The organism is Phyllobacterium sp., from assembly GCF_037994425.1.
Lineage (GTDB): Bacteria > Pseudomonadota > Alphaproteobacteria > Rhizobiales > Rhizobiaceae > Phyllobacterium.
This window is the reverse complement of sequence record NZ_JBBNAM010000108.1, coordinates 1-19222: the sequence shown is the minus strand read 5'-3', so window position 1 is coordinate 19222 and position 19222 is coordinate 1. Positions and strand designations below refer to the sequence as shown.

At 57.7% G+C, this 19222-nt stretch carries 21 protein-coding genes; 7 read left to right on the top strand and 14 right to left on the bottom strand.

What is annotated here, in order from left to right; translation table 11 throughout:
• Positions 1 to 16: 16 nt before the first annotated feature.
• From rpsU to AAAB35_RS07845, 3 genes are all read left to right on the top strand, one after another.
• Positions 17 to 268 carry a 30S ribosomal protein S21 gene (gene rpsU / locus AAAB35_RS07855; RefSeq protein ID WP_099997993.1) on the top strand — a complete coding sequence of 84 codons (252 nt, stop codon included), beginning with the start codon at positions 17 to 19 and terminating at the stop codon, positions 266 to 268.
• A gap of 131 nt (positions 269 to 399) precedes the next feature.
• Positions 400 to 1257: a tetratricopeptide repeat protein gene (locus tag AAAB35_RS07850; RefSeq protein WP_340667666.1), complete on the top strand. Its 858-nt coding sequence runs from the start codon at positions 400 to 402 to the stop codon at positions 1255 to 1257.
• 8 nt (positions 1258 to 1265) lie between these two features.
• Positions 1266 to 1871, top strand: a complete 606-nt coding sequence (locus AAAB35_RS07845) for an NAD(P)H-dependent oxidoreductase (RefSeq protein ID WP_340667665.1) — start codon at positions 1266 to 1268, stop codon at positions 1869 to 1871.
• A 46-nt stretch (positions 1872 to 1917) separates the two neighbouring features.
• Here AAAB35_RS07845 and AAAB35_RS07840 read toward each other — a convergent pair whose 3' ends face one another.
• The 8 genes from AAAB35_RS07840 to AAAB35_RS07805 all read right to left on the bottom strand — a co-directional run bounded on the left by AAAB35_RS07840 (position 1918) and on the right by AAAB35_RS07805 (position 9411).
• Positions 1918 to 3318, bottom strand: coding sequence for an NAD(P)(+) transhydrogenase (Re/Si-specific) subunit beta (locus AAAB35_RS07840; protein WP_340667664.1), 1401 nt, complete (start codon positions 3316 to 3318; stop codon positions 1918 to 1920).
• Positions 3319 to 3320: 2 nt separating this feature from the next.
• Positions 3321 to 3731: an NAD(P) transhydrogenase subunit alpha gene (locus AAAB35_RS07835; RefSeq protein ID WP_340667663.1), complete on the bottom strand. Its 411-nt coding sequence runs from the start codon at positions 3729 to 3731 to the stop codon at positions 3321 to 3323.
• Positions 3731 to 5032, bottom strand: a complete 1302-nt coding sequence (locus AAAB35_RS07830; protein ID WP_340667662.1) for a Re/Si-specific NAD(P)(+) transhydrogenase subunit alpha — start codon at positions 5030 to 5032, stop codon at positions 3731 to 3733. Before AAAB35_RS07830 ends, AAAB35_RS07835 begins: the two co-directional genes overlap by 1 nt.
• Before the next feature lie 157 nt (positions 5033 to 5189).
• A complete protein-coding gene (locus AAAB35_RS07825; RefSeq protein ID WP_340667661.1) occupies positions 5190 to 5411 on the bottom strand; it encodes an aa3-type cytochrome c oxidase subunit IV in 222 nt (73 codons plus the stop codon).
• Positions 5412 to 5558: 147 nt separating this feature from the next.
• Entirely contained in the window at positions 5559 to 5705 is a 147-nt protein-coding gene (locus tag AAAB35_RS07820; RefSeq protein ID WP_340667660.1) for a DUF3096 domain-containing protein, read from the bottom strand.
• A 116-nt stretch (positions 5706 to 5821) separates the two neighbouring features.
• On the bottom strand, positions 5822 to 8125 hold the full coding sequence (locus AAAB35_RS07815) for an EAL domain-containing protein (protein ID WP_340667659.1): 2304 nt from the start codon (positions 8123 to 8125) through the stop codon (positions 5822 to 5824).
• Between the two features lie 178 nt (positions 8126 to 8303).
• Positions 8304 to 8807 (bottom strand): hypothetical protein, encoded by a 504-nt coding sequence (locus AAAB35_RS07810; RefSeq protein ID WP_340667658.1) that lies wholly within the window; start codon positions 8805 to 8807, stop codon positions 8304 to 8306.
• On the bottom strand, positions 8800 to 9411 hold the full coding sequence (locus AAAB35_RS07805) for a CGNR zinc finger domain-containing protein (RefSeq protein WP_340667657.1): 612 nt from the start codon (positions 9409 to 9411) through the stop codon (positions 8800 to 8802). Before AAAB35_RS07805 ends, AAAB35_RS07810 begins: the two co-directional genes overlap by 8 nt.
• A gap of 64 nt (positions 9412 to 9475) precedes the next feature.
• Between AAAB35_RS07805 and AAAB35_RS07800 the strand changes: the two genes are divergently transcribed.
• Complete coding sequence (locus AAAB35_RS07800) at positions 9476 to 10375, top strand: branched-chain amino acid ABC transporter permease (RefSeq protein ID WP_340667656.1); 900 nt, start codon at positions 9476 to 9478, stop codon at positions 10373 to 10375.
• A 22-nt stretch (positions 10376 to 10397) separates the two neighbouring features.
• Here AAAB35_RS07800 and AAAB35_RS07795 read toward each other — a convergent pair whose 3' ends face one another.
• Positions 10398 to 11147, bottom strand: coding sequence for an SDR family oxidoreductase (locus tag AAAB35_RS07795; RefSeq protein ID WP_340667655.1), 750 nt, complete (start codon positions 11145 to 11147; stop codon positions 10398 to 10400).
• Between the two features lie 272 nt (positions 11148 to 11419).
• On the opposite strand from AAAB35_RS07795, the gene AAAB35_RS07790 reads away from it, so the two are divergent.
• Entirely contained in the window at positions 11420 to 12004 is a 585-nt protein-coding gene (locus AAAB35_RS07790; RefSeq protein ID WP_340667654.1) for a TRAP transporter small permease subunit, read from the top strand.
• Complete coding sequence (locus AAAB35_RS07785; protein ID WP_340667653.1) at positions 11997 to 13799, top strand: TRAP transporter large permease subunit; 1803 nt, start codon at positions 11997 to 11999, stop codon at positions 13797 to 13799. Before AAAB35_RS07790 ends, AAAB35_RS07785 begins: the two co-directional genes overlap by 8 nt.
• A 66-nt stretch (positions 13800 to 13865) precedes the next feature.
• Here AAAB35_RS07785 and AAAB35_RS07780 read toward each other — a convergent pair whose 3' ends face one another.
• On the bottom strand, positions 13866 to 14972 hold the full coding sequence (locus AAAB35_RS07780) for a TRAP transporter substrate-binding protein (protein WP_340667652.1): 1107 nt from the start codon (positions 14970 to 14972) through the stop codon (positions 13866 to 13868).
• Positions 14973 to 15211: 239 nt separating this feature from the next.
• On the opposite strand from AAAB35_RS07780, the gene AAAB35_RS07775 reads away from it, so the two are divergent.
• Entirely contained in the window at positions 15212 to 15982 is a 771-nt protein-coding gene (locus AAAB35_RS07775) for a gamma-glutamyl-gamma-aminobutyrate hydrolase family protein (RefSeq protein ID WP_340667651.1), read from the top strand.
• Positions 15983 to 15995: 13 nt separating this feature from the next.
• Here AAAB35_RS07775 and AAAB35_RS07770 read toward each other — a convergent pair whose 3' ends face one another.
• The 4 genes from AAAB35_RS07770 to AAAB35_RS07755 all read right to left on the bottom strand — a co-directional run bounded on the left by AAAB35_RS07770 (position 15996) and on the right by AAAB35_RS07755 (position 19174).
• Complete coding sequence (locus tag AAAB35_RS07770; RefSeq protein ID WP_340667650.1) at positions 15996 to 16457, bottom strand: hypothetical protein; 462 nt, start codon at positions 16455 to 16457, stop codon at positions 15996 to 15998.
• A gap of 94 nt (positions 16458 to 16551) precedes the next feature.
• On the bottom strand, positions 16552 to 17571 hold the full coding sequence (locus tag AAAB35_RS07765; protein WP_340667649.1) for a LacI family DNA-binding transcriptional regulator: 1020 nt from the start codon (positions 17569 to 17571) through the stop codon (positions 16552 to 16554).
• 98 nt (positions 17572 to 17669) lie between these two features.
• Positions 17670 to 18590 carry a DMT family transporter gene (locus AAAB35_RS07760; protein ID WP_340667648.1) on the bottom strand — a complete coding sequence of 307 codons (921 nt, stop codon included), beginning with the start codon at positions 18588 to 18590 and terminating at the stop codon, positions 17670 to 17672.
• 92 nt (positions 18591 to 18682) lie between these two features.
• A complete protein-coding gene (locus AAAB35_RS07755) occupies positions 18683 to 19174 on the bottom strand; it encodes a MarR family transcriptional regulator (protein ID WP_340667647.1) in 492 nt (163 codons plus the stop codon).
• Positions 19175 to 19222: the final 48 nt, after the last annotated feature.

Genomic DNA, 19222 nt, shown 5'->3' with positions numbered 1-19222 from the left:
AGATACAGGATAAAACGTGCAGGTACTCGTACGCGAAAACAATGTTGATCAGGCTCTCCGCGTTCTCAAGAAGAAGATGCAGCGCGAAGGCATGTTCCGCGAAATGAAGATGCATGATCACTACGAGAAGCCGTCGATCAAGCGTGCTCGCCAGAAGGCAGAAGCCATCAGCCGCGCTCGCAAGCTTGCCCGCAAGCAGGCACAGCGCGAGGGTCTTCTGCCGATGCCGGCGCGCAAAGCGCCGGTTCGCGCTTCCGCGGCTCGTTGATCAGCAGTTTATCGACGCCATTAGCCCGATATTGGGGTGGAGCGGCTTCACGCCGCGCCGCCCTTTTTTCGTTTGGTGCCATCGGAGCAAAAGAGCTTGCAGAGCTCTGAGTTGTACGGGACACATAGGTAATGAAACATTCAATTGAACTGGCCTCGAATGGCGGATTTCGCTCGGTGCGTAACACCGGATTGTTGATGGCATCGGTGTTGGCGCTCGGTCTTGCGGGATGCCAAAGCACCTCGACCACCGACATGACGGGCATCGACAAGGCGCAGGGTTCGACAGAGAACATCAGTTCGTTGAATAACGTCATTCGCAGCAACCCGAAGGATCCCGAGGCTTATAATGTTCGCGGCTCTGCCTATGGCCGCGCAGGCAAGAACAGTGACGCCATCAAGGATTTCAACACCGCCCTGCAGTTGAACCCGAACTTCTACCAGGCCTATTCGAATCGGGCCCTGGTCTATCGCAATATGGGCAATTCGGCCCAGGCCATCGCCGATTACAGCCGGGCGATCCAGATCAACCCGCAATACGATGCTGCCTTTATCGGGCGCGGCAATCTCTATCGCCAGGCAGGCCAGCTCGACCAGGCGATGAACGATTTCAACCAGGCGATCCAGCTCAGTACAACCGACGCCCGCGCTTATCACAATCGCGGTCTGATCTACCAGGCTCGCAATCAGCACAAGCAGGCGATCGAGGATTTCTCGACGGCGATCTCACTGGCGCCCGACGCGGCGGAGCCCTATAACGGCCGCGGCATTTCCTATGTCGCGCTGGGCGATGACGACAATGCGTTCGACGATTTCAACACGGCGATCAAGCTCGACGGCACGATCGCCGAAGGCTGGGCCAATCAGGCGCTGATCTACGAGCATCGTGGCGACAAGCCGCGCGCCGCCAAGTCCTATGCCCGCGCAGTACAGCTGGATCCGAAGTACAAGCCCGCCGTCGACGGTCTGGCACGGACGCGCAAGTCCTGATGCGATAGATGAGCAAGAACGTCGTTATCGTCCTTGCTCACCCACTAAACGACAGTCTTTGTGCACACCTGGCAGCGCTGGCAACAGCAACGATCGTGCAAGCCGGCCACAGTCCGAGGCTCGTCGACCTCTACGCGCATGGATTCGATCCTCGGCTAACCGGGCGAGAGCGGAAGACTTACTATGCTGACGAATACGACAGCAGTGCCATTGCCGCGGATAAAGCCGACTTATTGACGGCGGACGTCTTGGTCCTCGTCTTTCCGACGTGGTGGTTCGGACTTCCAGCCATACTCAAGGGATGGATCGACAGACTCTTCGTTCCGGGCGTGGCCTATGACCATGCTCCCGATTTTGGACGAATGATCCCGCGACTTACGAAGCTTAGGGCCTGCCTCGTCGTTACCACGCTTGGTTCACCTTGGTGGATCGACCGGTTCGTCATGTTTCGCCCGGTACGCCGCGTTCTATCGCGCGCCATCATCGGTACCTGTGCACCGCAAGCCAGTTTTTCTATGCTATCGCTCTATGAGACGGAACGATTGTCGGCCGAAAGATTGACAGCGTTCGAGCGCCGCCTCGTACGGGCATTGCGCCGACTGCTTTGCCCATAAAAAACCCGCCATATCGGCGGGCTTTTTACGTTGCCTACTAACCGCTTTAATGGTCGAGCGCCTTGACGATGTTCTCGACCATCTTCTTGGCATCGGCAAAGAGCATCATCGTATTGTCGCGGAAGAATAGTTCGTTCTCGACGCCAGCATAGCCGGAGCCCATGCCGCGCTTGATGAAAAGCACGGTCCCGGCCTTGTCGACATCAAGGATCGGCATGCCGAAAATGGGCGATTTCGGATCGGTCTTCGCCGCCGGGTTGGTGACGTCGTTGGCACCGATGACGAAGGCAACGTCGGCCTGGGCGAACTCGGAGTTGATGTCTTCGAGCTCGAAGACCTCATCGTAAGGCACGTTGGCTTCAGCAAGAAGGACGTTCATGTGACCGGGCATGCGACCCGCTACCGGATGGATGGCGTACTTGATCTCGACACCTTCCGCCTTCAGCTTATCGGCCATTTCACGCAAGGCATGCTGGGCCTGTGCGACGGCCATGCCGTAACCCGGCACGATGATGACCTTGGAAGCATTCTTCATGATGAAGGCTGCATCGTCGGCCGAGCCCTGCTTGACCGGGCGTTGCTCGACTTCACCGCCACCGGCGGTTGCCGTCTCGCCGCCGAATCCGCCAAGAATGACCGAGATGAACGAGCGGTTCATGCCCTTGCACATGATGTAGGAGAGGATCGCACCAGACGAGCCGACCAGCGCGCCGGTGATGATCAGCGCGAGGTTGCCGAGCGTGAAGCCGATACCCGCTGCCGCCCAACCCGAATAGGAATTCAGCATCGAGACGACGACGGGCATATCCGCGCCGCCGATCGGAATGATGATCAGGCCGCCGAGAACGAGCGAGAGGATGACGATCAGCCAGAATATCGCATGGCTTTCCGTCAGGACCAGCGCGGTGACCAGGAGCACGATGGCTGCGAGTAGCGCGACGTTGAGCACGTGGCGTCCGGGCAGCATGATCGGCCTGCCGGACATGCGGCCATCAAGTTTCAGAAAGGCAATGATCGAACCCGTGAAGGTGATTGCACCGATGGCAACGCCGAGTGACATTTCCACCAGCGCCTGGCCATGAATGCTGCCGACTTCGCCGATCCCGAAGGAATCGGGCGCGTAGATTGCTGCAGCCGCAACCATGACCGCTGCGAGACCGACAAGCGAGTGGAATGCAGCGACAAGCTGCGGCATCGCCGTCATGGCGATACGCTTTGCGATATAGGCACCGACTGCGCCGCCGATGCCAAGGCCGACAACGATCAACCCGAGGCCCTTGAAGCTCGGCTCGGCCAGCGCAAGCGTGGTGGCAATGGAGATACCCATGCCAGTCATGCCGTAGTAATTTCCCTGGCGGCTCGTCGTCGGATGCGAAAGGCCGCGTAGCGCCAGGATGAAGAGGACACCGGAGACGAGATAAAGGAAAGTTGCGATATTCACACTCATGCTCACTTTTCCTTCTTCTTGTACATGGCGAGCATGCGATGGGTGACGAGGAAGCCGCCGAAGATGTTGACGCTGACGAGAACGAGCGCAACGAAGCCAAAGCCAGTCGCAGCACCGCTCGCGGATAGTCCAACCGCCAAAAGCGCGCCAACGACGATGACGGAGGAGATGGCGTTGGTGACTGCCATGAGTGGCGTGTGCAGCGCTGGAGTGACCGACCAGACCACGTAGTAGCCGACGAAGATCGACAGGACGAAAATCGCAAGGCGGAACACGAACGGGTCGACTGCGCCGCCGGAGACGGCGTGAGCAGCGGCACCAGCGGCATCCGGCATGGTCTCGGCGGCCCGGCGGACCATCTCGGTGGCCTGGTTCAGGGTCTCGAGGGCCCTTTCGAGTGTAGCATCAGCCATCATGCCTCTCCTTCAGTCTTCTTTGGTGCAGCTTTGGGTGCGGCAGCCTTTTTGGGCGCGGCTTTTTTGACTGCCGGTTTCGCTGAGGCTTCCTTAGGAGCGGCAGGCTTCGCCGGCGTTACCTTTTTTGCCGCCGGCTTGGCAGCCGGTGCTTCGGCGGGGGCGACTGCAGCCTTGGCGAAGTTCGGATGAACGACCTTGCCGTCGTGCGTCAGCATGGTGGCCTTGACGAGTTCGTCGGCGAAATCGATTTTCACCGTCTTGGTTTCCTTGTCGACCAGCGTCTCGACGAAAGCGAAAAGGTTCTTTGCGTAGAGCTGGGAGGCGGTTGCCGCGATACGGCCCGCGACGTTGAGATGACCGACGATCTTGATGCCGTCGACCTCAGTGATACTGCCGGCGACAGCACCTTCGACGTTCCCGCCGCGCTCGACCGCTAGATCGACCAGCACCGAGCCCGGGCGCATGCGTGCATACATTTCGCGCGTCACGAGCCTTGGCGCTGGGCGACCCGGAATAAGGGCCGTCGTAATGACGATGTCCTGCTTGGCGATATGATCATTGACCAGCGCCGCCTGCTTCGCCTGATATTCCTTCGACATTTCCTTGGCGTAGCCGCCGGCCGTTTCGGCAGCCTTGAACTCCTCGTCCTCAACGGCGAGGAATTTGGCGCCAAGCGAGGCCACCTGCTCCTTGACGGCGGGACGTACGTCGGTCGCGGTGACGACCGCACCAAGCCGGCGCGCCGTCGCGATCGCCTGGAGTCCGGCGACGCCGACGCCCATGACAAACACCTTGGCGGCCGGCACTGTGCCTGCCGCAGTCATCATCATCGGCAGCGCCCGATCATACTCCTCGGCAGCATCGATAACGGCCTGATAGCCTGCGAGGTTGGCCTGGCTCGACAGGACGTCCATCACCTGCGCACGGGTGATGCGCGGCATGAATTCCATGGTGAAGGCGGTGAGCCCCGCATCGGCGAGTTCCTTGACGGCACTGTCATTGCCATAAGGGTCGAGCATGGCGATGACGACCGCGCCTTTTTTATAGGATTTTACCTCTGACGAGGCTGGCCGCCGCACCTTGAGAACGACATCAGCGTCCTTGACGTCACCGGCCGTCCCGATGCTTGCCCCGGCAGCCACGAACTCGGCGTCCGGAATGCGCGAGGCAGTCCCGGCACCCTTTTCGACGACGACATCGAATCCGAGGCCGGCAAGCCGCTTGACCGTCTCCGGCGAACCGCCAACGCGCGGCTCATTGGCATCCGTTTCTTTCGGTATGAATAGTGTCTGAGCCAAGCTCTTCACCCCCCAAAGCAAGTTTTCACTACAAAGACAGTGGTCGTACGACCAGCGCGCCTTTACCGCTTATAACGATTGGCAGTCTCGAAGACCCGCCCGGTCAAAATCGAGCGGGATTTGGATGAGCTTCCGGTCCAATGGAACCGGATCGCCCTTAGAGGAGGAACCAGGCAGCTCCGCAAATAACAAAGAAGAGAACGAGAGCAGAAAAGAACCCGCCTGCGAAAAAGCCGAATGCCATGGCAACGACCAGCGCTATGCAGGAAACGAAGCCCCATTTCGAAAGCGTGAGAAACAGATTGTAGGTCTTCTCGTGCTCCGCATAGTCCATGGGAGCTCCCAATTCCGCAGGGGTGGTGTCGTGATGTTCAGCCATCTTCAAACCTCTTCTAGTCGACGTCGTAAAGGCAATAGCGAAAAGCCGCTAGCAGCGCAATGCGCAGATGGTCACTCACCATGACCCCAATCAATATAAATCAAGAATAGAGTTTCATCACGGTCGAGCCTAATCGCTGTACCGCGGCTAGCCTAGAAGGTGCGGGAAAAGTCCGACAATACCGATGATGATGAGATAGAGCGCAACGACATAGTTCAGCAATCGCGGAGCAATCAGTATGATGATGCCGGCGATCAGGGCTACGAGTGGAGCGATAGTGATTTCGGCGATCATTTCGTGAATCCCTTTGTTGGCGCAACTTGAAGCTCAAGAACCGTAAATTATTCGAATACAATGATTCTGTCAGCGTGGGATCGTTCAATGAATCCTTGAATTGGCTAAACAGCAGATCAGTGGAGCATCGGCGGGCTCGCCTCGTTGGCCGCGAGCTTGTGCTCCATCGTCACATCGAGGAGCTTCACGATATCGTCGGCAGACATTGCAGCACCATAAAGGAAACCCTGTACATGCTCGGCCCCGACAAGCTGATTGACGAGTTCCGATTGCGCGCTCGTTTCAAGCCCTTCGATCGTTACCGACAAGCCGAGTTCGTGCGACATGTGCACGATGCCGCGCAGCAGTTTCAGCGATCGCCCCTCTTCGGCGATATCCGCAATGAAGGAACGGTCGATCTTGACCTTGTTCACGGGCAAATTCTTGAGGTAGCTCAAGCTGGAGTAGCCAGTACCGAAATCATCGATTGCGACCTGCACGCCGTAGCCCTTGAGTTCGGCCAGCACGCTGCCAGTTGTCGCCCTGTCAGTTATAAGTGCGCCTTCCGTGACTTCCACCTCGAGCAGGTGCGGCTCGATTGCGTGACGTTTCAAGGCGGACTGGATGACGCTGACCGTATTGTGGTTCTGTAGATCGTGCGATGAGAGATTGACTGAAACGGCGATTCGCGAATCCCAGTTCCGGCAATCCATCACCGCTCGGTCAATCACATTGCGGGTCAGCTCCGAGATCAGTCCCATTTCTTCGGCCAACGGGATGAACTCCGCGGGAGAGATCGCCCCGAATTCCGGGTGGTTCCAGCGCGAGAGCGCCTCGCACGCAGTCATGCGCGACGTCCTGATATTGACGATAGGCTGATAGGCAACCGAAAGCGTGCCGTCAGCGATAGCCCTTCGCAGGTCAGCCCGCAGGCGCTGTTTCGAGCGGAACGAATGGTCCATCGTCTGCACAAAGACCGCCCAATTCTTCTGGCTGTTCTTCTTGGCAACATCGAGCGCCAGATCCGCGTTCATGTGCATGACGGCAAGATCAAACGCGTTCACCTCGACAATGGCCACGCCGGCATGAGCGCCGGTCTGAATATCATGCCCTGACACGCTATATGTGCCGGTGATCGCTCCCATGATTCGCTCGACCGTTCCTGTCGCTTCCTCGTGTGAGCCAGCGGAGAAAAGCAGTACGAACTCATCGCTGCCGAAACGCGAAAGTACCGGCCGATTAGCTTCGACGAGGCTGAGCCTGTCGGCAAAAGCGCGCAACATTTCGTCGCCGATCCGGTGGCCGAAGGCATCATTGGTCCGCTTCAGGCCTTCGATGTCTATGACCATCAGGACGATCTGTGTTCCGTGCACGGCGGCGTCGGCATAGGTGTTGGCGATCTCGGCAAACTGGCTGCGGTTGGGAAGGCCCGTCAAGCTATCGAACCGAGCCATCCGATTGATCTGCGCTTCAGCATCGGCACGGCGCGTGACATCCTGGATGACGAGGACGGTCCCGTGTTCCGGGTCCGGCGTTGCCGTGAATTCGTAGTGACGTTTGTTCGGTGATTCAAATGTGTCGCGCTGTTTCGACCCGGCGAGGAGATCCCGCATCTTGGTGCGCAACGATTTCAACGCGTCCTCGGGGAAATAGGATCGCGATTGGGCAAGGCGCAGCAAAGTCTCGAGCGACCTGCCTTGAAGCTGCGCGGGGTGGTCAAAACCCATCATCTTTGCCGCCTTCATATTGGCGATGGCGATCGTCTGTTGGCTGTCGAACATCAGCAGGCCCTGTGGCATACCGTTGAGCGCCGCATCGAAATTGCTGGCAACGCGAGCCAGCTTGCGCTTGCCGATCAGGGCGTCGAAGAGCGATGCGCGAAGATTGGCGGCAACACCGATATTGCTCCAGAAATACGGCAGGATAAGCAGCGCCAGCAACCAGTTGTAGAGACCACCGAGGAGGACGAATGTGACGCCGAGCGGCGCCAGAATTCCAATTGACAGGCCGATGACGACGGTAGGTGAGACGTAGTTCCGCGTAACAAGCGCAAGCATCGACCCCACAACGATAATGATGCTGGTGATCGCAGCGGAAACATCCGGAAGGATATAGATGCTGACAAAGCATAGGGTTCCGAGAACGATACAGCTAGCAAGGGCCAAGAGCAGATATCGCCATTCCCATTTTTTCAGCGCTGTGGCCGAGACCGATGACAGGTCCGCGCGTTCGAATGCACCCGCATTGGCGGTGCGCGCCAGATCGACCACCAGGAAGGCCATTGCGAAACCAAGATAGATTGCATGGTTTGTCTTGAGATAGATCATCGCAGCAGCAATGATCTGGATGATCGATGCCCACCATGTCGCCTTGCCGTTGGCATAGAGCGTGCGAACAGAAATCAGCTCGATCGACAAGCCGTCGTTGGCTTCAACTTTCATCAATAGGCCCGCAAAAACTGTACCCACACCGGGAGATGTCAACGAGGAACGCCAACGATGCGAGCGTTATAGATTGCACATCCGACTAAATCGTTTAATTCACTTGTAGTCGCTGGAAATTTCCAAGAACTGGCAAACAGAATTACCAATTTCTAAAGAGGATAGACCTGACGGTCTGCTATGCCGGGCAGATCGTGGGCACTGCCGATTCCTTGTCGGGATTGGGATCGTAAAACGGACCGACGACCAGCGGCTTGTCCGGCATTACCGATTGATCGGCGTCGGAGATCATTTTCCGCTCGATGGTCTGCAGCACAATGCCCTTCGAGTCCTCGAGCCGCATCGTGACCTGATATTGCCGGTTTGCTTTCACGCATTTGATCGGCGGGCTTTCAACAGTGATCTTGTCCATCATCGGCCATATTTTTTGCCTGACGACAAACGGATCGCCGCCTGCAGGGTTTTCGAAGGTCGTTTCAAGGGAGGAGCCATCCGGAATCTTGCGGAGTTTCGCAAGTGTCAGAAGATACGTCGCCTGGGCGATCCGATAGTTGAATACGAAGATCTTGCCGGAAACGTTGACATAGTCGCCCTGACCACTATCGCGGCAGGCCGACAGGACAAGACCAAGAGTCATCAGGCAGATACCCACAACACGCCGGGCGTTTCTCTCGTCAGCCATGGCTGCTACCCGCCTGCTTTGTATTGCGATCGTAATAGCGACGCGCCTTTGCCCTGTTGCCGCATACGTTCATATCGCACCAGCGGCGACTGCGATTTCGACTCTCATCGAAGTAGAGCCAGTGGCAATTTGGACAAATCTTAATGCGCTCTAGCCGTAACGGGTCGAAAAGGCGCACCCCGGAGAGGAATGACGCCGCTGCCAAGGATATTTGGCGGCCATCTTTCAGCGGCCGCGGCAGCGCAAGTGGCTGCTCGTCCGGCTCGTCGCCGACGAGCTTCGCGCCAAGGTGCAGGAATTCGGAAAGTGGCACGGGGCTCAACCCTCCGCCGCCCTGCACCGCTGTCCTGAACAGACGGTTGATCGCTTCGCGGACGTCGATGAGGCCCGCAACCTCACGCGGCGAACGCGGCGGTCGAAACTCGACATTCCCCCACTCGCCCTGACGATAATCTGCCGCCGCCGCCGAAAAGCGCGACACTTCTGCCGGATCGGAGAAGCGATCGAGCGAGCGCTCGGGCGTTTCGCGAAAGACGACCGTGTTGGCAAGATCGAGAGCCAGGACGCCGCCACTGAAGCGATGGGCATTCCATTCAAAGGTCATGTTCAAATTCTAACTGGTAAAATAGGTTTTGCAAGTTAGAATGAACCGAACGCACGAGGGGTGTATGACTTATTTCCTGCAACTCCTGTTGAATGGCATCCACAATGCCGCGCTCTATGCGCTGCTTGCCTATGGCTATGTCCTTATTCACGGGCTCACCCACAGGACCGATCTTTCCCTTGGGGCGATCTTTGCCTTCTCCGGGCAGACGTTCATCCTTGTCACGGCGTTCGCCTGGTCGATCCTGTGGATGACCTTGCCCGCCGCCCTGTCCTTCGGCCTTCTGATCGCGGTCATCTATGTTTTCGTCGGGGGCTATGCGATCGCCAAGCTCATTTACGCGCCACTCGAAGCAGGAACTCGTAACACGATCCTCGTGGCAACCCTGGGCCTCAGTATCTTTCTTGCCGAGCTTTCGCGCATTGCAGCCAATACGCGTGACTACTGGCTACCACCGATGCTCGCACAACCAGTGCAGCTACTGGGTCCGCAAGTGGACATCAGTCTGACACAGATGCAGGTCCTCAATATTGCGGTCGCGGCGGCGGTGATTGGTTGCGGTGAAGCGATCCTGCTTCGAACTTCGGCGGGCCGCATCTGGCGCGCGGTGAGCGATGAACCGCAGGCAACAGCAATGTGCGGGATCGATCCCAGGCGCGTAAGGACGCAGGCTATTCTTGCGGCCTATGCGATATGCGCCCTCGCCGGATTTCTTGCAGCCCTCTATTACGGCAATATCAGCTTCAACACCGGCATGATCTTCGGGTTGAAGATTCTCTTCATTACCGCGGCTGGTGGTTTTTCGCGCCCGCTCCACGCCGCGTGCGGAGCTGCAATTGTCGGCATGGTCGAATCCCTGTGGGGCGGATACTTTTCTGTCCTGTGGCGCGATGCCGCCGTGTTCTCGCTTCTAGTGTTTGTCCTTGCCACCCGCATCACAGGTCAGGATGCAGAGCGTATCTAGAGCGCTTCTAATTAAATCAGGTCTAGCCTTGGAGGATCTGACCGCCGTCGATCGTGATAACGGTCCCGGTAATGTAGCTACTGGCATCGGAGGCCAGCATCAGCACGGCACCGTCGATATCTTCAGGTTCTCCTAGCCGCCGCATCGGATTCTTGCCCTTCAAGAAGCCGCGCGCCGGCCCGTCCATGATCTCTTCGTTAAGTCCCGTCGGAAACCAGCCGGGCGCAAGCGCATTGACCCTTATTCCGCATGCCGCCCATTCGAGGGCCAGGGAGCGGGTCATCTGCGACACGGCCGCCTTCGACATCGCGTAGGCTGCAGAACCCTTGATCGGCGCATCGGCAAGAATGCTCGAAAGATTGATGATCGACCCACCGACGCCCTTGGCAATCATTCGCTTGGCAGCTTCCTGCGCTACAAAGAATGCGCCCTCGACATTGACATCGAGAATGCGGCGTAACTGATCACGGGTCGTGTCCACTGCACGTTCCATCTCCGCGACGCCAGCATTGTTGAAAAGGACGGTCACGGTGCCGTGCCAGCTTTCCGCCTCATCGAAGGCACGCTCTATGTCGGCTGCTACCGTTACATCGGCGATGACGCTCAGGATATTTGCGTTGTGCTTGCTTTCCGGGACGGCCGCGCGCGAGATGGAAATGACATTCGCACCGTTCGCCGCCAGAACCTCCACCATGCGCAATCCGAGCCCGGACGACCCGCCCGTAACCGCAATCGTTTTTCCTGCAACAGAAAGAGAAGCTTCGCCTGCCATCAACCCAATTACCAATAAGTTCCACATCCATTCATTCAGCAACTGTTAGACCGCTGGTGGACCTATGACAACTGCTGAACTGGCTACGAGCCGCCGATTGGTGGCGCGGGCATCGCCTCCACTTATGAGCTAATCAATTCTGTTGATGGTTTCGGATCGTGCTGTTACCAGTGCAAGGACATGTTCTTATACGAAAGACTGCAAGGCTGACGCCGGGAAATCAAAAAGCGAGAAGCCCAGGCAATCAGTCGGAATTAATGGGGAGGACAAGAATGTCGGCTTTGCTCGCGCTGTCGAGAACGATTGATCGCATCAACGAATTCATTGGGCGTTATGTCGCTTGGTTGATCTTCCTGGCGGTCGTCGTCAGCGCCGGAAATGCGATCATTCGCAAGGCGTTCAATGTGTCATCGAACTCCTGGCTGGAGTTGCAATGGTACCTGTTTGGCGGCGCCTTCATGCTCGCTGCCGCCTACACGCTGCAGCAAAACGAGCATATCCGCATCGATATCGTCTACGGCGCTTTTTCAAGGCGCGTGCAGCATTGGATCGATCTCTTTGGGCATCTCGTCTTCCTGATGCCATTTGTCATCCTGATGATCTTCTATTTCATTCCCTATGTCCGGCTCTCCTTCAACAGTGGCGAGTTATCTTCGAGCGCCGGTGGCCTCATTCTTTGGCCGGCCAAGCTGATCCTCCTCATCGGGTTCGTGCTTCTCGGCTTTCAGGGCATTTCCGAGATCGTCAAGAAGATCGCCGTGATCCGCGGCGACATGCCGGACCCCAATCCCCCCGTCTCGATGGAGGAACTCGCGGAACAGGAAGTGGCGACGATCGCGGGGACGCACAATGATTGAATTCATCGCGCAGAACATGGCGCCTATCATGTTCGCATCGCTGATCATTTTCCTTTTGATCGGCTATCCCGTTGCATTCGCCCTCGCCGCAAATGGTCTCTTGTTCTTCTTTATCGGCGTTGAGCTCGCCCCTCTTTCAAACGGCAGTATCACGCTGTCATGGCCGTTGCTTTACGCGCTGCCTGACCGGTTCTGGGGACAGATGTCCAATGAGACGCTGCTCGCCATACCGTTCTTCACCTTCATGGGCATTATTCTTGAGCGATCCGGCATGGCCGAGGATCTGCTCGACACCATCGGCCAGCTTTTTGGACCCATTCGCGGCGGCCTCGCCTATGCGGTGATTTTTGTCGGCGCCCTGCTTGCCGCGACAACCGGCGTCGTTGCGGCTTCGGTCATCGCCATGGGGCTTATTTCACTGCCCATCATGATGCGCTACGGCTACGACCGGCGCGTCGCCTCGGGCGTGATCGCCGCTTCAGGAACACTGGCGCAGATCATTCCGCCCTCGCTCGTTCTGATCGTCCTCGCGGACCAGCTAGGGCGTTCGGTCGGGGATATGTATCACGGCGCAATCATCCCGGGTCTCATCCTGACCGGTCTCTATATGGCCTATATCTTGCTGATGACCTTCGTGAAGCGGGATTCGATGCCCGCGCTTCCCACGGAAGCACGCACCCTTGGCTCAGGGGTGACCTCCCTGATCGTCGCTCTCGTTGCTGCCGGTGCGATTGCCTATGGCACCCAAAGGCTGCTCGCCACAAGCGCAGGGCAGAATGCCGATATCTGGGGTGTGACCGTAGCCATCATCGCCATCTATGTTTACGCAGTCGCTGACCGGGCTTTCGGCCTCAACACGATGTCGCGACTCGCGCAACAGGTAATCATCGTCCTCATACCGCCGCTTGCCCTGATCTTCCTCGTTCTCGGCACCATCTTCCTCGGCATCGCCACGCCCACGGAAGGCGGCGCAATGGGTGCTGTCGGCGCGCTCATCATGGCTGCGTCGAAGGGCCGTCTCAGCCTCAATGTGATCAACCAGGCGCTCGCATCGACGACACGGCTTTCGTCCTTCGTGATGTTTATCCTCCTCGGCGCACGGGTATTCTCGCTGACCTTCTATGGGGTCAACGGACACGTCTGGGTCGAGCATCTGCTCGTATCCTTGCCGGGCGGGGAAGTCGGATTCCTGATTGCCGTCAACCTACTTGTCTTCTTCTTGGCGTTCTTCCTCGATTTCTTCGAGCTGGCATTCATCATTGTGCCGCTGTTGGCGCCAGCAGCCGATAAACTCGGCATCGATCTCATCTGGTTCGGCGTGCTGCTGGGCATCAATATGCAGACGAGCTTCATGCATCCGCCTTTCGGGTTTGCACTGTTCTATCTGCGTTCCGTAGCGGCCAAAGTACCCTATCTCGACAAGATCACGGGCAAGAAAATCCAGCCAATCACGACCGGGCAAATATATTGGGGTGCGGTACCGTTTGTTGGCATTCAGGTGCTTATGGTCGCCCTCACCATCATGTTCCCGCAGATGGTCATGCACTACAAGGGGACCGGACCTGCCGTCGATCCATCGCAGATCAAGATCGAAGTGCCGGGCTTTGGCCAGGACAATGGCCTTGGCGGCGGCTTAGGGGGTGGCGGGCTTGGCGGCGGCCTCGGTGGTCCCGCCAACGATTTGAGTACACCACCATTGGGCGGTCCGGCGGCGCCAAATCCAGCCACTCCGGCGCAGCCGGCCGTTCCCGCGCAGCCACCAACGCCGGATTTGAGCCAGCCGCCAAAGATGTAGGCAGCCAACAAAAAAACCCCGGTACCGCTAAGGTCCCGGGGTTTTATTTTGGCCAAGCGTCAGCGCCTAGAGTTTGCCGTTGCGCTGCTGGATCATCATGAACGTATCGAAGGAATATTCCGCGACCTGTGCATAAAGGAAGTGCTCATTGCGGAATGCCTTGATCGAATCCCAGATCTTCTTGAACTCAGGATTGCTGGCTTCCATTTCGGCATAGACGCCATTGGCGGCCTCGAAGCATGCATTCAGAATTTCAGGACTGAAGGGGCGGAGCTGTGCGCCGGCTGCAACCAGACGCTTGATCGCCGCCGGATTGAGCGAATCGTATTTCTGCAGCATGTCGGCATCGGTAGCCTGCGCGGCCGTTCGGAATAGGGATTGATACGCGGGCGGAAGGGAGTCCCACTTCTCCTTGTTGACCATGAAGCTGACGGTCGGGCCGCCTTCCCACCAGCCGGGGTAGTAGTAGAACGGCGCAACCTTCTGGAAGCCCAGCTTCTCGTCGTCATAGGGTCCGACCCATTCGGCTGCGTCGATCGTACCTTTTTCAAGCGAAGGATAAATATCGCCGCCGGCGATCTGCTGCGGGACGACTCCAAGCTTTTCGAGAACCTTGCCGGCAAATCCGCCGACGCGCATCTTGATGCCCTTGAGATCGTCAACAGTCTTGATTTCCTTGCGGAACCAGCCGCCCATCTGCACACCGGTGTTGCCACCGGGATAGGCCTGCAATCCCTGCTTGTTGAAGAATTCGTTGAGAAGGTCGATACCGCCCTGGTGATACTGCCAAGCGTTCATGCCACGCGCGTTCAGCGCGAATGGAACCGCCGCACCAAGAGCCCACGTGGGGTCCTTGCCCCAATAATAGTAAGTGACCGTATGGCAAAGTTCGACAGTACCCGCTGCTGCCGCGTCGGCGGCCTGCAGGCCAGGAACGATTTCACCTGCCGCAAACGGCTGGATGGTGAAATTTCCGTCGGTGGCTTCCTTTAGATACTTCGAAAGAACTTCCGCACCGCCGTAAATCGTATCCAGCGATTTCGGAAACGACGAGGCACAACGCCATGTGACCTTTGGCAGCGACTGCGCGATTGCCGGCGCAGCGAGCGTGGTGGCCGCGGCAGCCCCAACGCCGGCAAATCCCGCCTTTGTAATAAATGAACGACGATCCATAAAATCTCCTCCGAACAATTGATCTGGACCATTCTCCCGATCCCGCGATCAACATACACACTCACTAATTCAAGTCCAGCGGCTGAGTCCACAAAGCAGGCGCCTTCGAGTGGATTGAATTGCTGAAAGATTCTTGTCGGCATTTGGCTTTTGCCGCGCATGGCACGATCCCTCAGCAACCATTGGAAACACATATGAATTGCACTAAATAGAGGGAACAATCATTGTGGAGCAATTCAATGCGGCAACCCCTCGTCGCCATAACGTCCGATGTGCGCGCCTTCGAAAATTACACATGGCATGCGGCGCCTGAGCAATATCTGATGGCGGCCTATGATGCTGCAGGTGTTATTCCCCTGATCGTCCCGTCGTTTGGCGAAGGGCTCGACATCGACGCCATCCTTGACGGGGTCGACGGTGTCCTGATCACTGGATCGAAGTCCAATGTCCACCCGACGCTCTACGGTGCACAGCCGAGTCCCGCGCACGAGCCCTACGACCCGGCACGTGATTCGACGTCACTGCCGCTTATTCGGCGCGCCATCGAACGCGGCATCCCGTTGCTCGCTATTTGCCGCGGCATTCAAGAGTTGAACGTCGCCTTGGGCGGCACGCTCGCCACCGAAATCCAGGAACTGGACGGCCGCATGGACCACCGCGCCCCGCAATCAGACGAGCAGGCCGAGCGTTTCGCCATTCGCCATCCCGTGCGCATCAAACCCGGCTCCTGCCTTGCCGAGGTCATGAAAAGCGATTCGATTGACGTTAACTCCGTGCATCGCCAGGCGATCGACACGCCAGCGCCTTCGCTCGAAATCGAGGCCGTCGCTGAAGACGGAACAATCGAAGCCGTGTCAGTAAAGACCGCGCGCAACTTCGCTGTCGGCGTGCAGTGGCATCCGGAATATTGGGTAAAAACGGATTCGCCGTCACGCAAGATATTCGCCGCTTTCGGCGACGCGGCGCGGGCCCACAAGGCAAGCCGCGAGCGATTGCACGCAGCAAAATAACAATGAAAGAATGCTAGAAGGTTAGAACGCCTTCCGCCGACATTGACAGGATGACGGAACGGGGTTCGATACTGATATAGGCTAGCCCATCGCCCGGGCTGAACTCGACGATGGTGCGGCCCATGTCGTCGGCGAGGTCTATCGTTCCGTCCTCATTGTTGTGCCAGGTCGTGGCTTGCGCGAGTGGCGGATAAAGCCCGGCGCAACTCTTGTCGATCGTCAGTGCATTGTGGCCAGGCAGGCCATTTTCGGCCGGAAAGGCTTTGCATTTCGTGCCGCCGCCGGGACCGCTGATGACAAATGTCGGCATATCGAGAACCGATCCCTGCAGTGGCTCGTCCTTTGTAATCGATGCGGTCGTGGCTACGTCAATTTTCGCTTCCTCACCTGATGTATAGGTGGCGAAATCGAGAAACATGGCGATGACTGCAACTGCGCTCACGAGGGCGAGCACGACCGTGTTGGCGGGTTTCATGCCAAACTCCACAAGGGTCATTCTTCCGCAAAAGGCTAGCCCCGTAGCGTTAATGAACCGTGAAGCGGCGCGCCGGGCCCACTGGGATGGGGCTTCAGCGCTCCTTCGGCCTCGATGTGGATTGCCGGATACGCAGTTCCGGCTTGATCAGTTCCTGCCGTGCATGGGTATCGGCGCCGTTGAGCTGGTCGAGAAGCGCCCTGGCCGCCCGCTGGCCTACCTCGCGCTGGCCATTCCAGACCGTGGTCAGCGCAGGTGTCGCAATTGCTGCTTCTTCAAGATCGTCATAGCCTGTGACAGATATATCGACGCCTGCGACCAGTCCGGCGCGGGCTATGCCGTTCATCATGCCGATCGCCGCAAGATCGTTCCAGCAGACCGCCGCTGTCGGATGGTCCTTCAAGGCAAGAAACTGCGGTGCCGCATCGAAACCAGCCTGTTTCGTGCGGGGCCCGGGGATACGCCATTCGGGTTTAACCTCAAGGCCCGCTTTTTGCATTGCCTGGAGATAGCCCTCGTAGCGGTCGCGGCCTGTCGAAGTCTGATCGGTCCCGCCGACCATGGCGATGCGCGTATGGCCGAGCGAAATAAGATGATTTGTTGCGAGGCCAATTCCGTAAGCGTCGTCTCCCCGGAAGACGGGCACGTTCGCGTCCTTGACGCTGCGGGCGATCAACACCACCGGCAGTCCATTGTCTTCGGCCATGCGGATGTCTTCAGCCGGCGTACCGATCGCGGGCGACATGATCACGCCATCGCCACCCAGCTGCAGAACCGTATCGATAAAGGTTCGCTGCTTGTCCAATTGGTCGTAGTGATTGGACAGAATGAATGTCTGTCCCGAGCGATCGAGCTCGCCTTCGATTGCGCGCAGGATCTCGGCAAAGAACGGGTTCATTATGTCATGAACAACCACACCGACGATGCCGGAGCGCGATGTCCGCAGGCTGGCCGCCCGCCGGTTATAGATGTAACCGATGTTGCGGGCATGCTCCTTGATCTTCTCGCGTGTCTGGTCCGCCACGAGCGGACTATCCCGCAGAGCAAGGGACACGGTTGCGGTGGACACTTTCAGCGCGTCGGCAATCGTCGATAGTTTGATCTTTTGCGCCAAAAAACCGCCTCCCGCAGTGTCGTCCGACAAGTGTAATCGTTACATGGCGTTATGCCACCGCATCCGAATAAATCAAAGTTCTTTCGTCATGGGTTAGGTTAGCCGTCCCTCCGCTCCCGGGTGGATTTCACGGCCGCACGCAACTGGCGCTCCCGGTGCACCACATAGAGACCGCTGCCTATGATGATCACCGCCCCACACAGCGTATAGGTGTCGGGAAATTGACCGAAGATGAAGTAGCCGAAACCCAGCATCCAGATGATTTGCAGGAATGGATAAGGCGCAAGGGCCGCCGTGGTGGCGCGCTTGTAGGCAAGTATGATGAGAAAATGGCCGAGCCCGCCGAAAAATCCGAGCAGGCACAGAAGGACAATCTGGAATGGGGTTTCCGGAATGACCGCCTGGGTGATGGCCGGCGACATCAGGATTGCCGGAGCAAGTGCCGAATAGAAGATGAGGCTCTCGGGTGATTCGTTGGCTGCCATTTTGCGGGTAAGCAGCACATAGAAAGAATAGCTGAGCATCGCCGTGATCGAATAGGGCAGGCCCGGATTGAGCGCACCGAAACCCGGACGGGCGATGATGAGCACACCGATGAATGCAACGATGATGGCAAGCCAACGCCGCCAGCCGGCCCATTCCCCAAGAATCGGCCCCGCAAGCGCGGTTATCACCATCGGGGCCGCAAATGTGATTGTCATTGTTTCGGCAAGCTGCATGGTCTGCAGCGCATAGAAGTTGAAATAAGTCGATCCGAACAGGCAGATGCCACGCAGTATCTGCATCGGCAGGCTGCGGGCCTTGAATATTCCGGGATTGGACCATGGCCGAAAGAAGATCAACACAAGAAGCGTATGCTCTACAAACCGCATCCAAGAAACAAATGCCGTGGGCACGCCTGAAAGAACCAGGTATTTGGCGCTTGAGTCGAGACAGGAAAACAGAAATCCGGTTGCAAAAATATAGAGGATTGCCGCTAACGGCGCAGAGTCCTGTGACGTAGGAGACGTTGAAGACAAGGAAATGGACCAATCAGGCGGGCGGGCGGGAAGCCCATGATAACAAAATCAGACGTCTTGTAACCGCCGATCACAAAACTTTTGGGGAATAACTATTCGTCGTCGGCTTCGTCGTCGTCGTGATCCTCTTCCGCGGTGGTCTGGCGCAAATGCTCGGCATTCGAGAGATTGACCTCAAGCCGCGACAACATCTTGACGAAGGCCTTGCGTTCCTTCTTGTCGAAGCCTTTCATCGCGTCCTTTTCGGTCTTTCGAATGGACTTCTCGATTGCCTTGATTGCTTCGTTGCCCGTTTCGGTCAGGAAAATATGGGCCTGACGCTGGTCCGTCGTCGAGCCCTGCTTCTTGACAAACCCCTGTGTCTGCAGGCGGGAGATGGTCTTGGTGATCGTCGGCGGCCGCACACCGAGCCGCTTTGCAAGGATGCTTGGCGAAAGGCCATCCTCGTGCGCCAGTTGCAACATCACGGCATCCTGCCCCGCATAGAAGCCATGGCCTAGCAGCCGCATCGCGAGCGCCGTCCGGGTCAGCCGTGCGGTCGATTGCAGACGGTGAAGAATGAGAGGCTTACGATCCTTGACCATTCAAACTCCTGCTCGCTTTTCAAGCGTTGTTCCGTTGATGATAAGACG